This window comes from uncultured Vibrio sp. (genome assembly GCF_947488985.1).
Taxonomy (GTDB): Bacteria; Pseudomonadota; Gammaproteobacteria; order Enterobacterales; family Vibrionaceae; genus Vibrio.
In genome coordinates this window covers 20,105-33,738 of record NZ_CANLBV010000015.1, presented here as the reverse complement: position 1 = coordinate 33,738, position 13,634 = coordinate 20,105, and the positions used below count along the sequence as shown (strand labels likewise).

At 45.7% G+C, this 13,634-nt stretch carries 12 protein-coding genes; 1 reads left to right on the top strand and 11 read right to left on the bottom strand.

Annotated elements, in window-relative coordinates; all coding sequences use genetic code 11:
* Positions 1-73: 73 nt before the first annotated feature.
* The 3 genes from mioC to Q1A70_RS05470 form a co-directional block, all read right to left on the bottom strand.
* Positions 74-508, bottom strand: coding sequence for an FMN-binding protein MioC (gene mioC / locus Q1A70_RS05480; protein ID WP_299687691.1), 435 nt, complete (start codon positions 506-508; stop codon positions 74-76).
* Positions 509-750: 242 nt separating this feature from the next.
* Entirely contained in the window at positions 751-1,599 is an 849-nt protein-coding gene (locus Q1A70_RS05475) for a hypothetical protein (RefSeq protein ID WP_299687693.1), read from the bottom strand.
* Between the two features lie 355 nt (positions 1,600-1,954).
* Positions 1,955-2,338: a hypothetical protein gene (locus tag Q1A70_RS05470; protein ID WP_299687696.1), complete on the bottom strand. Its 384-nt coding sequence runs from the start codon at positions 2,336-2,338 to the stop codon at positions 1,955-1,957.
* Positions 2,339-2,441: 103 nt separating this feature from the next.
* Between Q1A70_RS05470 and Q1A70_RS05465 the strand changes: the two genes are divergently transcribed.
* Entirely contained in the window at positions 2,442-2,768 is a 327-nt protein-coding gene (locus tag Q1A70_RS05465) for a helix-turn-helix transcriptional regulator (RefSeq protein WP_081836394.1), read from the top strand.
* A gap of 224 nt (positions 2,769-2,992) precedes the next feature.
* Here the strand turns inward: Q1A70_RS05465 and Q1A70_RS05460 are convergent, their stop codons facing one another.
* The 8 genes from Q1A70_RS05460 to Q1A70_RS05425 all read right to left on the bottom strand — a co-directional run bounded on the left by Q1A70_RS05460 (position 2,993) and on the right by Q1A70_RS05425 (position 13,585).
* Complete coding sequence (locus Q1A70_RS05460) at positions 2,993-3,496, bottom strand: hypothetical protein (RefSeq protein ID WP_299687703.1); 504 nt, start codon at positions 3,494-3,496, stop codon at positions 2,993-2,995.
* On the bottom strand, positions 3,489-4,022 hold the full coding sequence (gene mobI, locus Q1A70_RS05455) for a conjugative transfer protein MobI(A/C) (protein WP_299687782.1): 534 nt from the start codon (positions 4,020-4,022) through the stop codon (positions 3,489-3,491). Before mobI ends, Q1A70_RS05460 begins: the two co-directional genes overlap by 8 nt.
* 616 nt (positions 4,023-4,638) lie before the next feature.
* Positions 4,639-5,673 carry a virulence RhuM family protein gene (locus Q1A70_RS05450; RefSeq protein WP_299687706.1) on the bottom strand — a complete coding sequence of 345 codons (1,035 nt, stop codon included), beginning with the start codon at positions 5,671-5,673 and terminating at the stop codon, positions 4,639-4,641.
* Positions 5,674-5,705: 32 nt separating this feature from the next.
* A complete protein-coding gene (locus Q1A70_RS05445) occupies positions 5,706-6,548 on the bottom strand; it encodes an ATP F0F1 synthase synthase (RefSeq protein WP_299687785.1) in 843 nt (280 codons plus the stop codon).
* 2 nt (positions 6,549-6,550) lie between these two features.
* Positions 6,551-7,105 (bottom strand): hypothetical protein, encoded by a 555-nt coding sequence (locus Q1A70_RS05440; RefSeq protein WP_175463877.1) that lies wholly within the window; start codon positions 7,103-7,105, stop codon positions 6,551-6,553.
* Entirely contained in the window at positions 7,105-10,326 is a 3,222-nt protein-coding gene (locus Q1A70_RS05435) for a DEAD/DEAH box helicase family protein (RefSeq protein WP_299687709.1), read from the bottom strand. Before Q1A70_RS05435 ends, Q1A70_RS05440 begins: the two co-directional genes overlap by 1 nt.
* On the bottom strand, positions 10,326-11,606 hold the full coding sequence (locus Q1A70_RS05430) for a restriction endonuclease subunit S (protein WP_299687712.1): 1,281 nt from the start codon (positions 11,604-11,606) through the stop codon (positions 10,326-10,328). The genes Q1A70_RS05435 and Q1A70_RS05430 overlap by 1 nt, the downstream gene beginning before the upstream one ends.
* Entirely contained in the window at positions 11,603-13,585 is a 1,983-nt protein-coding gene (locus tag Q1A70_RS05425) for a class I SAM-dependent DNA methyltransferase (protein ID WP_299687715.1), read from the bottom strand. Before Q1A70_RS05425 ends, Q1A70_RS05430 begins: the two co-directional genes overlap by 4 nt.
* Positions 13,586-13,634: the final 49 nt, after the last annotated feature.

The following is a 13,634-nucleotide window of genomic DNA, read 5'->3' as shown; positions in this document are numbered from 1 at the left end:
AAAAGTTATTCACAACCCTGATATTCAGGCGTAAAAAAAGCGGCAAAAGCCGCTTTAGTAGAGAAGGGAGAGGCTAAAACTGGTCACTATGATCGTTATACCACGCCTCTGCGGCATCTTCTGGGACCGGAGTTTCCAGTACATCGATGGTAAAACAGTCAGAAATAGGTTGTGCACCGAGCTCTCTCAGTTGGTTGTGGACTGATTTTCCAGCAACACAGAAGGTGTCGTAACTGGAATCCCCAAGCGCCACGACAGCATAGCGAACCTGACTTAAATCTGGAGATTGCTGGGTCAATGCGCCGATAAACGGTTTAATGTTATCTGGAAACTCGCCAGCACCATGGGTTGAAGTCACCAGTAACCAAAGGCCTTGCTGTGGAATATCATCGTATTCAGGCTGATTATGAAGGCGTGTCTCGTGACCTTGGGCATCAAGAAGATCATTTAGGTGATCGCCGACATATTCGGCACCGCCTAAGGTGCTGCCTGTAATAATGTGGATCATTACGCTGTCCTTACAAAAGAAAAGGCCAGCATAAGCCAGCCTTTTAAAGTTATTTACCAATACAGAAAGTGAAGTTTCCCATAATAGCTGGCCTCGCGCGACGTCTTGGGGACCGATTGGGGACCAAATTACAATTTATGGTCAAATACTTACTTCCCAAGATGACTTCCATCATAGATCAGGATGGGAAAAGTGGGAATGGTGGGAAACGGTTTTCCAGCGCTCGTTAATTTAACGGATCTTTAGTTTTCTTCTGGATGGATAAATAGGTGTGCTTTCCCTTGTTCAAGTAGGTATGGCGTTGTTACGGTTGTGTCGTTGATCTTAATCTGACCAGATGCAATGTACAGGTAAACCCATTCAGGCAGCTTACTGCTTACTGCGGCATACATTTGATCTGTCGGAACATTGCTATCACGCCCAGGAGTCACTCGGAAGCGGTGGTAATACACATTATGGTTAGACTCGAACGCATATGAGTTTTGTGCTGAGCTAACAAATGAAGGGGAGGCGGCTTTGCGAGGTTCAAATATTTCAGCGGCAATGTAGCAGAGATCTTTGTTGGTCATGCCTTGTTGGTACTCTGGGCAACCAAACTCTTCATTGTGGAAGTAGAACTCTACTTTGCGATCAGAATTCCCATTGGTAACTTCATAGCTTAACCCCATTTCCTTGAGGGTATCTTCCATCGCCACTTTCATCAGCTTTACCAGCTTTGCCTGTGCTTCTTCAGAGGTCGCAGCTTCGCTTTGTGGCATCCAAGCAACCACACTGTTACGAGAAGCTGTACCGGGTTGTTCCAAAACCGATGTTAGCAAACCCATACCTAGGCCAGCCCCCAGATCCATATTAGCGCCGAGCGATGAGGTGAATAACAGGGTATTGGTGGCAGTGTTACCAGTGAATTTTAGAGATTCATATTCAGATCGCGGCACGGGACGATCTTTTACTTCGTATAGGCCACCCGCTTGAGCGATATTGAAAGCTTTACTGTGAGTATTATCGTAAGTAGCAGGAGTTGATGTTGTCGCGCATCCAGTCAGCAAAATTGGGGCTGCAGCCAATAGCATGGCTAGCTGGTTTATGTTCATGTAATGATTCCTTTCGTTTTAATCGTAATGCCTTAACCGTGGGAATGGTCTCGCCAGACTTGGGGCTTTCCTTGCTTTCTTTGTGGGTGGTAGCGTAGGCCAGCCTGATGTGCTCCATGCTGGGACCAAAACTGCTGCCAATCTATATAAGAAAATCCTATCCAGAAGAGCTGAGCGAGTAGACGAACCCTGTGAATAAGAAGAAGATATCTTTTGATCCAGCAGGTGATGGGGAAAGTGATCGCAGCAAATTGTCAAAAAGGATCCGAGATCATCAATGCAGATAAGATCACCAATAGTCCTAGTAGATTGATCAAGTGCTTTGCTAATCCACTGAGATTTTTTGATGTTGGTATCAAAAACTACCATCAACGTTTCCATCCATATCAACGTCTATTCCGCCAAGGCCCATCATGGGCGAACCTGTTGCAGAGTTGAACTTCGGTTGTTTTTTCCTTTTGCGGATTCTTCTGGGGTGTTCGTACTGACGGTGCAGACTCCAAACGTGCTTCGCAAAATAAGTTAGCGCAGTAGCTATGCCAAGAAGCCAATGAAAGTAGATAAGTGCTAACCAAAATAGCATTGCAGCCAGGCGTTGTTTATGAATAAAGTTCAGAGGAGTTTGAAGCCAGGCAACAAGTGGGATTGCCGTTAGCGCCAATCCCCATGACTGGTATGTGGCGACTAAACAGCCAAGAGAAAATAAACAAAAGAGCGCAAAATTTATCAATGTCTTCATGCCGTTCTCTCCGCTAATCAAATTTATGCTTAGTTATCCTAAGTATACAGGTATAATAAAAACTTAGAAAATCTAAGCATCAAAGGTTGATGATGATTCTCACTTGTCTAGAACAAACGTATTCCCACAGCGCCTTAAACAGGCTAGAAATCGAGTTGGCATCAGCCAAAGAGAACTCGGTATCCGTTTGGGTATGGATCCAAGTTCTGCGAGTGGCCGAATGAATCATTATGAAAAAGGCCGCCACATGCCTGATGTCGGTACACTCAAGAAGCTGGCAGAAGAGTTGGGTGTACCTGTTGCATTTTTCTTCTCTGACTCTGATAGTTCAGCTGAGCTGGCTTGCCTAATAGAACAGCTTAATGAAAAGGAAAAACAAGCACTCATCACTCAGCTCAAGCAAGAGTTGGATAAGTCAGATAACGCTTAGTTCTACTTCTCCCGCCCTGCGTACCAGAAGACGCCACCTACAGCCGCTACCGTCAATAGTAAGCCGCACAACCATATCCAAAGTTCCATAAGACTTCCTCGATTATTTGTTTACCTTTAGCTTAGCTTTCCTAAGTGTCTACTACCTAAATTTTACCACCGATTTTGAAAATGCAAGCACAAGCGAAAAGCTCCACCCCGAACGGTGTGGAGCAAGCAAACACGTTAAGTATTATATTTTTCTATGGCTTTGGTGAGCTCTTTTACTGCTTTAGTTAGTTTGGTCATGCGGATGACTCGCTGATCGAGCTTCTCTAACTCATCGAGTAAATGCAAATACAGCGGGATCTCCCAGTCCATAGTGTTTGAAAAACGTCTCAATACCCCTTCGGATACTTCTTTTTCTTCAAGCTCTTCGTCTGGATAGCGATGAAGAATGAGGCGATACCATGTGATCTCTGGTAAGCCTTTTGATTTTTTGACTTTGAATTTGTAGCGTATTGGATATTTCACTTTGTACTCAGCTGTCAGAACTTTGCACAGCTTTTTCAATCGTGCTTCAAGGTCTTTAGCCGCATCCATCAGTAGCTTGGATTCATCTGTGATAAATGCAGGTAGCTCGCTTGTTAACTCTGGTAGTGGTGATTGTTCGCTAAGTACAATGTCAAAGTCTGATAGCTTCAATGCGCTGTGATGATTGGTGATACCAACGTTGGGTTCTTTAGTCATCTTGTATCTCCATTTTTTGGAAGTGTTCATGTAGCTTGTGAAGTCGTTTTGTACAGGTTTGGGTCTTCTTCTTGATGGATAGGATTTCATGACGCACTTCTCGTATAAGGGCGAAGGCATCTTCCGTGTACTCTATAAGGTCGGATTCCCATTCAGTGTTAGCTTTTGAAAAGCGGCTCGGCGGGTAGCGAAAGCCTTTGCCTTTGCGGATGTGTGTCGAGCGAACACGGTGCTTTTTGTTGTGTCGTTGCGCCATTTGGTTCTCACTCATGTACCAGTTGTGGTGCCATGCGGCCTCGAAAGCGTTGTCACGGTTGCGGACTCGACAAGCAAAATGACCGGGGTTTGTGTCTTTGTAAGAACGGTGGATGCGCCAGAAGTTGTTGGCGTAGTAACTTGCTAAAAACTCCAACAAGTAAGGCTCTTGATCGGTAAAGTGCTCGACTTGTGCCAGAGCATTGAGTGATTGTGAAAGTGCTAGCTCGAAAGCTTGTTTCTCTTCGGTTGGTTTGCGCTGCTGTGCCATTTTATGCCAGCGATAAGCTGCGCTGTTCTCATCTAACATCGTTAGGTTACTCCTTTTTTTGCTCATTGGTGAGCTATTACCGTAACCCTGATGCCTTTTAGTCATAGCATGCGTAATTGCCCATTTTGGGCGTTAGATAATTGCCCCATATCCCAGCAGCTAAAGCAGCAATAGAAGAGATTCCTTTCCTGGGAGCTGACCTGTCGCTTTCCAAATCTCTATCTTTGTGGGAGGTCGAAGCTAATAATCCATGACTTGTTAATGACGGTTGTTGGGATGCTGATACTCACAGTCCAGTACTTGTGGGATATGGCTTAAGATTTTTGTTTGTTCTGGGATTTGATGAGTGGTAATCCAATTATTGTGGGATGTAGAAGGAATTTATTGCTGATGCCCCTAACGACTTTCACATGTGAAAGCCCATGGGGCTGCACGCGGAGTGCTGTGAGCAAGAGTGCTTTTGGGTTGCTTTTCGATGTGCTAGTTGTATGAGATAGCCAGTTGAAATCTCAAAGTGGTTTTTCGATGGTGTTTTGGCGAGATAAATGACAGACCCGAGAACGATGGTACCGACATTGATGTCGGTACCATGGCTGGTTCAACCTAGTTAGTCGCGTTATTTGTCTTTTTTGAGTATTGCCTTGAGGGCTGCAATATTAGCAAGTGCGCCTTCGGATTCTTTTAAACGGCGGCGTTGCTCAGCAAAGCGCTCAAACTCCAATTTCGCCTTATTATCAGCATCCTTTTTGGAGATTTTTCCCGCTCCGCTTAATACGTCCCGATCATTAAAACTTAGAAACTGGTCTAGCTTATCGGCCCAGTCCTGTAGGAATACCTGCTTGCGGCGAAGCGCTTGATCTTCAGCAAAATCGAGCCACATATTGACGATGCGATTGAGTTCTTTAATCTCATCTTCGCGCAGGTAGTTCTTGGCAATGGTTACGTCTGTTTTGCGTACTTCGTCACCTTTGAAACTGGTTAGGCCCATATCAGGTTTACTAGCATTCACACGACTTGCAATCAGTTCAGCAGCAGTCATACGAGTGCTGGCGTAATGGAGTTTATTCTGAATGGTTTGGAAGAAGAGGGTAGTCTCTTTATTGGAAGGCTCGTAGTCTGCCGCCATGGTAAAGATCTCTTTAACTCGCAGATAAACACGACGCTCACTGGCTCGAATGTCGCGGATGCGTTCGAGCATCTCATCAAAGTAATCTGGCACCGCAGAGTGGCCGACGGGTGGGTTTTTGAGGCGTTCGTCATCCATTGCGAACCCTTTGATCAGATACTCCTGCAAAACTTGTGTTGCCCATTGGCGGAACTGGGTACCACGGTGTGATCGTACTCGGTAACCAACAGCCAGGATAGCTTCTAGGTTGTAATGATCTATTTGGCGATTGACCTGCCTTGCCCCTTCTAATCGAACTATCCGGAATTTCCGGATGGTTGCGTTTTGAGCAAGTTCTCCTTCGTTATAAATGTTAACAAGGTGCTCATTGATGGTGCGGACATCTTTGTCATAAAGCTCAGCCATCGCAGCTTGTGAAAGCCACAAGGTGTCTGATTCAAAGTGGCACTCTACGCGAGTTCTACCATCTGCACTGGTAAACAGAACGAACTCACCATGCGGAGCTTGTGGGGTGTTATCTGTCATTGAATTAACCTTCTTACGTTACTTATAAGGGGCTATTTTTTATCCATAGCGGTTACAGAGTTAGCGAGTCTTTTTTCTTTGCCAAATGGGGTCGTATAGAAGCGTTGTTCAATGCCATAAAGCAGTAACTTCAACTCATCGTCAGTAGATATTTCAAACTTCTGATTTTCTTTGTCGAATTTAAGCTTTTGCTCACCACAATATCCGTCGATATAATCAAGCATGTTGGCTTTATCATCAGCAGACATCGCATCAAGTGTTGTCATAGCGAGACCAATACGCTTTCTATTGGGCTTTGATACGTTGTCTACGTTGTAGTCGTTACCGAGCTCTATAAACTGTGCATCTAAGAACTGCTTAACCTCTTCTTTTGTTGCTTCTTTGTATAACTCATCAATACCTTTAAAAATGCTTGATATTGTTGCCAGGTTCTTGAATATCAAGGTATCCGCCGCCTTGAAGTACAGCGCATCAGGTAAAGCGTTTATCACTAAACGTGTTTGGCTTTTCTCTATTTCTGCGGCTTCACCAAAAACAAGTGTTTTGCGTTTTACGAATAGGCTTGGAGTGATTTTTTGAAAGTAAAAATCACTCCCTTGAATTGCAAATAAGTAGGAAATCTTAGCGAAGTTATCTTTGGTTAAATCATCGTAGTCTTTTGAGTCATAGTCTTTTTTTAGCAGCTCAATACAAAACTTTTTTTGGCTAAAGCCTTCAATTTTAAACCATGAGTCTTCGTCAAGGTTATGGTCTGGGTTGTATGGAATACAGGCATTTAAGTCGATTGTGACGGTATCAAAAAGAGATTGATCAGATACCAACTTGAAAATGCGTTTTTTTGCTCTGGTTTTTATGTGTGCCAGTATATGGTCCATCATTATTCTCGCTCGATAAATGTGTAATTATTGATTCGATAAGCCACAGGTATTTCGATGTCATCTGGCTTTTTGTAGCGCTCTCGGCTAATCAGGAAAATGGCCGTTCCGTTTTTGGTTGTAATGTTATAAAACTCATAACCAAACAGTAAAAACAATGGGTTAAAGTAGAGTGCTTGCGATAAGAGAGTAAAAACAAACAAAACTCCGTAAACAAACCACAATGTTTCCCAGTTACCAATGCTCAATGCTACGAAAAAGTAACCCAAATAACTTGGCAGGAAGCTGTTGTTGGCATGCTCAATACTTGCTATTTCACCAGCTTTAAACTCGTCTTTCCCCAAATATTTACTCAGCCAAATACTCAATCCAGTCGATAAAACAGGGATAAGAAAATAGAGTAAATATGATACTGCGTTCGGAAATGCTGCTATCCAATCGAAGCAAGCTAAATCACCAAAGAAATACCCGAGCGAGTACCCTTTTTGTACTGCAAAGATAATCACTAGTAGGGATGTTGCATTGAAAGTAAGTAACACTCGAAACGCAGTATTCATCATTTCGCCTCCACCTGTTCTGCACCTTGCTTCATCATGTCAAAAATCAGCTCAACATAACTTGCCATTACCTGAGGGTCTTTGAGTAGCGTTCGGGCGATATCGCCTTCTTTCAGCAGAGCTTGGACAACGGCTTGCTTCACCGCTTGAGGCAAGTCGCCTTTGAGGGCTATCGACTTGTCGTGCTTTTCTACCTGCTCAACCACAATCGGGTTTTCCGTTACACGGGTGATCGTACCGTTGGCAAAGTTTCGGCGGCCAGGTTCATCGCCGACATCGCCAAACAGTTCATTGAGGCGGCGGATGATATCGGCAAGAAACGCCTGTTCGCGATCGGTTGGGTCGTTGTAGTTGGGGCGTATAGGCTCAAGTACCTGATTTACCGCTTCTGGAATGGGCTCTTTGTCGTAGCTGATTTTGAACTTCTCTAACACCAGAGCGCTAAGGTCGATATTTTCTGGTGTCACGCCTTTTAAACGACGTGCTAGCAAGTGAGCAAACGCGGCAAAGTTTTCCAGCTCAGGATCACCAAACTCAATCAATTGCGCCATGTAGCTGTAGTGCTTCACAAATCGAGCTAAATCCGACTTAAAACGCATCAGCGCTTCGCGCTGCTTGGTGAACTCACTGCGTTGCGACTCTGCGTAGTTCGCCGCTTTCTCATCACCCGCAAGGTGCGCTTTGTTGTATTGCTGATCCCAATGGTTTGCAGCATCAACCAGCTCTTTAAGCTTAACGTTGAACACATCGGTAGGGCGCTGTGAGGCAGCAAGCAGCTTTTTGTGCGCGTGTGACTTTTTGTCGGGTGCTTGGCCGAGAATCGATTTACCACGCGCTTGCTTAAACAACTCTAAATCTTGATGATTGTAGATGCTTTGCTCATCCAGAATCTCTTTGATGTCATAGATGACGTTTACATCTTGTACTTCGTTGAGTTGCGCGCCTTTGTCGTACTTTTTAAACGCATTGAGAATGGTCTGCGGCTCATTGGCAAAATCAATCACATAAGTGGTGTCTTTGCCTGGGTAGGTGCGGTTTAAGCGGGACAGGGTTTGTACCGCTTCTACATCTGAGATCTTCTTATCCAAATACATGGCAACCAGCTTTGGTTGGTTAAAGCCAGTTTGGAACTTGTTGGCGACTAACATGACGCGATATTCGGTTTTCTCGAACTCGTGGCGCAGATCAGCCCCATGTGTGTCGGGATTTAAGTTGTACTCGGTGTACTCTTTGTCGAAATCAATCCCCAGTGGGTCTTGGTTGTCTTCATCACCCAAGTCTTTACCGGGTACTTTGCCTGAGAAGGCAACCAAGGCTTGAATACCTTCGATACCATGCTTTTTGATGTACTTATCAAAGGCAAGCTTGTATTTCACCGCCTGCGGCCTGCCAGATGTGACCACCATGGCTTTGGCTTCACCTTCCAGAAGGTGAGCGATATTGGCCTTGAAGTGCTCAATAATGAATTCGACTTTTTGGCTGACAGTGGTTGGGTGCAGTGACATCCAACGAGCCAAAGCGCGACGGGCTTGCTTGCTGTCTACGCGCTTCTCATCCAGATTGTTCTCACCAATTTTATAAGCCGTGTCGTAGTGGGTGTAATTCTCCAGCACATCGAGAATAAAGCCTTCATCAATGGCCTGACGTTGGGTGTAGAGGTGGAACGACTCTGGTTTGTTTTCATCTGACACTGGCTGGCTAGGGTCTTTCGGGCGACCAAACAGCATCTTAGTGCTGTGCTTGGGTGTTGCCGTAAAAGCAAAATGCGAGACGTTCTTGGGCATGGCACGCGCTTCTTGCACCTTAGTAAGAATGTCCTCAATACTCATTTTCTCCAACTCCCCCGGGCTCAGGTTTAGCGTAAGCGCTGCGCGTAAACCTTTGGCGGTAGAGCCAGTTTGCGAGGTATGAGCCTCATCAATGATCACCGCAAAGTTACTTTGTGCCAAAGATTGATTGGTCAGAATTGCTTCTAACGCATACGGGAAGGTTTGGATGGTAGCAACAATGATCGGCGTGCCAGTTAGCAGCGCTGCAGTCAGCTGCTTTGATTTCGACTCGCTACTCTTTTCGCGGTCAATCGCCTTAATCACCCCATATTGATGATCGAGCTGCTGCACCGCATCTTGCAACTGCGAATCCAGCACGGTGCGGTCGGTCACAGTGATTACGGATTTAAAGACCGCTTTACCATCGGTGCTACGCAAGCGGATCAAATCATGGGCCGTCCAGGCTATAGTCGAGGTTTTGCCTGAGCCAGCGCTGTGCTCGCAAAGATACTGCATGCCTGCACCGTTGTGGCGGGCATCGTCAATCATCTTGTTTACCGCATCAAGCTGATGATAACGGGGAAAAATCTGCGTCTCTTTACGCTGAACTTTGCCGTTGCTATCGGCGACTTCTTTGGTTTCAACATACACAAAGCTGTAGAATATACGCAACCAGTTATCTTTTTGGGCGATCTCTTGCCAGAAATAGCTGACCGGATACTCACCATCTTCACCCGGTAAGTTGATATGCACGGGTAAATCAGAAGTAGAACCGTCATGGCCTTTGTTAAAGGGCAGAAAATAGGTGTTTTCTCCCGCCAGTTTGGTCGCCATGGCAATTTCAGTATCTGACATAGCAAAGTGCACCACGGCACCGCGTTTAAAGGTTAACAGCGGCTCTTTGCGCTTGGTATTTGGGTCAACGGGCAAACGGTCTTGTTTGTACTGCGCAATGGCCGATTCTATCGACTGAGTGAAATCGGTTTTTAGCTCGGCGGTGGCAACGGGTAGGCCGTTGATAAAGAACACCAAGTCAATTTCCCACTCGCGGGTCGGGCAATATTTCAGTTGGCGAACCACGCGCAAAATGTTGTGCTCATAACGGGCAATACGCTCTTCATTGCGCGCATCTTCGGGTTTGCGTTGGCCCATGGCAATGGTGCCGCACCCTGCAATGGTAAAGCCTTTACGCAACACATTAATGGTGCCACCTGTTTTACTGGTAAGTGCTTTTTCTAAGCGCTCCAGTAGCACCTGCTCGGCATTCGCACCATGCATTTTATTCAGTTTATGCCAGGCATCTGGCTGGGTAGCCTTTACCCAATCCATAACATCTTGCGGGTAAAGGGCGCGTTGTTGGTCATAGTGGCTGGAGTGGCCTTCTTTCCAGCCATTGTTCACTAACTGCTCGGTAATATATTGTTCAAAATGCACTTCATGATGTGCTGCCATTACACCGCCTCCCTGACGTCAATTTTCCCAGTTACAGCCTCGCTGATTAGAGATGTACGGCGTTCCTTTAGTAGATCAATCGACCGACTGGCTTCAGTAATGAGCTCATCGATCACATCAGCATTCGCTTTGGCACTTTCAACAATTTGTTGCTGCTCAAACTCCGTAGGTAATGGAATTCGGAGTGCTTTGATATTTGCGAAGGTAATGGTAGGCACAAGCCCTGGAGAACATAAACTAGCCATATCAATAAGAGTCAAAACCAGATAAAGATAATGCGGGTTGATTCTTCTAGGGATAACTCCGAAGAGGTTATCATCAACTACCGCATCATCACTCAACAGTCGTCGTTTATTTGTTAGTAGTGCGGCTCCAACTCGGGGAAATATAACTGTTCCTTTTGGAAATAAATTAACCTTGAGTTCTTTAGTTAGCTGATAACTAACGTAGTTGGTTGAGCTATTCATTTCAATTTCATTGCCAGAGCGATTCATATCGTTAACCTTAAACCAGGCAACTTCCCCAGAAGAATTTCCTTGATAGGCGTGAGAAAATGCAAAGCCCTGGTCAACAGTACCAACTCTGCGTATCTGAACCACATCCCAATGCTTCGGCACTTGCCCAACCCATTCGATACCAGAATCCTGCATCTCCACGTTAGGGTTAAGCCCCTTAGTGACCACATGGCTGATCAGTGCTTGGCGTTTTTCTTTGAGCAGCTTGATAAAGTTCTGTTTTTCTTCGATCAGACTGTCGATGCGCTGGGTTTCGCGATCGAGGAATGTCGCAATGGCTTTTTGTTCAGCTATTGGCATTAAGGGAACGAAGATATTCTTCATGTCTGAATATCTCGTACTCCATAAGTCCGCTACTATTCCTTTACCGTACTTATAGAACTCTTCCTGAAAGTTGTAAGAACGCAACAGATGATGAGCAAATTTAGGTTCATATAAGCGTGGTTCTAAAATGATCGAAATTAAAGATACAGAACCATCATAGTCAGAAGTTCCTGATGAGCCTTTTCGGTCTGAGCGACTATTTATTACAAAGTCGCCAATACAAACCTTTTTTCGGTTATCCCCTGCATCAGTTTTTGCAACGTGTTCCATTTGAGGAAGGATGCCGTTTTTGGTAACGGATAACGCAGCAAAATCTTTGTCACTGACTTTTTCATTTCTTTCCGTGAAGCAAGCCCCTAGCTTGACCAAATCCCAATGAGATGGGATGTCGCCAAGCCAGTCTAAGTTTGAATCTTTGTATGCACTATAGGGGGTCATCATTCCGCCACCTCATTGAGCAGTGCCTGAATACGTGCTTCACATGCCTTTAGCTCGCCGTCAATTACACTCAGCTCGCGTGGCGGCACGTACTGGTAGAAATAGCGGTTAAAGTTAATTTCATAACCGACAATGCCCACTTCTCCGTCTTTTTCATCACGCACCGAATGATCAATAAAGGCATCTGGCACATGTGGCAGTACTTCTTGCGCAAAGTAATCCTCAACATCACGATCAAAGGGAATGCTTTCGGTGTCTTTGAGTTTCGGGTCGGCGATCACTTGGCCTTTATCATCCAGCACGGGCTCGAATTGCGGATCAATTTTGACAAAGTGCGCGGTTAAGGCCGTAGTCAGTGCTTTCGGGCACTTACCAAAGTCACCCTTGTTGTGATTTTGTTTTGCGGCCAAATGAGCCCATTCATAAGGCTGAAGGCCAAGGTTTTCGGTGAGGTGTTGTACCCAAGCGGCTTGTTGCTCTGGCTTGAGCTTTTGGAATGCCACTAAGTCTTTCAGCTGGGCGATACCATTCTCAGTAATATTAAGTTTGGCGCGTAGTGGACGCTGAATGGTGACTTTGCGGTAGGCAAAATCGGTGGTGCTAAAGAGCTTGCAGTTATCACTGGCTTCAAAGCCATCGTAGGCTCGGACAATATCGTTGATCTGCACATCGCTGAGGTACTTACGCTTACTGCCTTGCGACTTACGCATTGGCGTCCAGATGTCTGCCAAGTTAATCAGTTGCACCTGATCCTTACGTCTTGGTTCTTTATGGTTAGACAAAATCCAGATGTAGGTACCAATTCCGGTGTTGAAGAACATATCAGTTGGCAGGGCAACAATCGCTTCTACCAAGTCTTGTTCCAGCAGCCAGCGGCGGATTTCTGATGGGCCTGAGCCTGCATCGCCGTTAAATAGTGGCGAACCAGAGAGCACGATACCGACGCGGCCACCGCCGTTTTCTGGTGCTTCCATTTTTGAAACCAGATGCAGCAAAAACAGCATCGAGCCATCAGAGATACTTGGTAAACCGGGGCCAAAACGACCAGCGTAGCCAAGGTTTTTGTGTTCTTTAGTCACTTCGGTTTTGGCTTTATCCCATTTAATGCCAAATGGCGGGTTGGCAAGGCCGTAGTGGAACTTGTCGGCACGTAACTGATCGTCTGATAGGGTATTACCTTGCTTGATGTTGTTGGCATCAAAGCCACGGATCATCATATTGGTCAGCGCCATGGCATGAGTTGCTGGGTCGAGCTCTTGACCAAAAGGCACCACTTTGGCGCTGCTGCCCATCTCTTCAATTTGGCTGATGGCATCGGAAAGGAAGCCGCCCGTACCACAGGTTGGGTCATAGATGGTGCGGATCACGCCTTTTTCATCAAAGATTTCTTCGTCCGCTGCCAATACAAGCTTAGTAGCAAGGCGCACGGCATCGCGCGGGGTCATGAATTCCCCCGCCTTTTCATTCACTGAGCTAGCGAACTTAAAAATCAGCTCTTCATAGGCATCTGATAATACGCGGTCGGATACCACCTCTGGGTGCAGGTCGAGATTGGCAAAGTAGCTCACCATGCGGTAGAGCAGCTTGGCTTTTTCCAGATCTTCTATGGTTTGACCAAATTTGAACTCATCAAAGATGGTACGAACGTTTTTGCTGAACTGGCTGATGTAGTGTTCTAGGTTGTCGCCTGTATCTGACGCGCCTAAGGTTTCTAGGCTGTATTCACTGGTGTTGTAAAAGGCGAATCCCGCAACTTCTGGCAACACTAAACTAAGGTCAATGCCGGATTGTCTCTCGGCCAGATAGAACTTGCGTACTTCCTCACGAGTGGGTTCCAACACGCATTCAATACGACGCAGTAGCAAAAAGGGCAGGATGATGCGAGCAAAATCGGTGTGTTTGAAATCACCCCATAGGTCATCTGCCATACGCCAAATAGCACTGGAGAGTTTGGCGCTTTGTTCTTTGTCTTGTAATTTCATTGATACTGCCTAAATAAAGTTAAATCGTAAAAATCAGTGTGTTGTTTGG

What these genes read in the sequence shown, in the direction of transcription:
- Q1A70_RS05425 (WP_299687715.1), bottom strand. Translation starts at nt 13,585, where the DNA reads ATGAAATTACAAGACAAAGAACAAAGCGCCAAACTCTCCAGTGCTATT.
- Q1A70_RS05440 (WP_175463877.1), bottom strand. Translation starts at nt 7,105, where the DNA reads ATGAATACTGCGTTTCGAGTGTTACTTACTTTCAATGCAACATCCCTA.
- mobI (WP_299687782.1), bottom strand. Translation starts at nt 4,022, where the DNA reads ATGGCACAGCAGCGCAAACCAACCGAAGAGAAACAAGCTTTCGAGCTA.
- Q1A70_RS05445 (WP_299687785.1), bottom strand. Translation starts at nt 6,548, where the DNA reads ATGGACCATATACTGGCACACATAAAAACCAGAGCAAAAAAACGCATT.
- Q1A70_RS05460 (WP_299687703.1), bottom strand. Translation starts at nt 3,496, where the DNA reads ATGACTAAAGAACCCAACGTTGGTATCACCAATCATCACAGCGCATTG.
- Q1A70_RS05470 (WP_299687696.1), bottom strand. Translation starts at nt 2,338, where the DNA reads ATGAAGACATTGATAAATTTTGCGCTCTTTTGTTTATTTTCTCTTGGC.
- Q1A70_RS05475 (WP_299687693.1), bottom strand. Translation starts at nt 1,599, where the DNA reads ATGAACATAAACCAGCTAGCCATGCTATTGGCTGCAGCCCCAATTTTG.
- mioC (WP_299687691.1), bottom strand. Translation starts at nt 508, where the DNA reads ATGATCCACATTATTACAGGCAGCACCTTAGGCGGTGCCGAATATGTC.
- Q1A70_RS05430 (WP_299687712.1), bottom strand. Translation starts at nt 11,606, where the DNA reads ATGATGACCCCCTATAGTGCATACAAAGATTCAAACTTAGACTGGCTT.
- Q1A70_RS05435 (WP_299687709.1), bottom strand. Translation starts at nt 10,326, where the DNA reads ATGGCAGCACATCATGAAGTGCATTTTGAACAATATATTACCGAGCAG.
- Q1A70_RS05450 (WP_299687706.1), bottom strand. Translation starts at nt 5,673, where the DNA reads ATGACAGATAACACCCCACAAGCTCCGCATGGTGAGTTCGTTCTGTTT.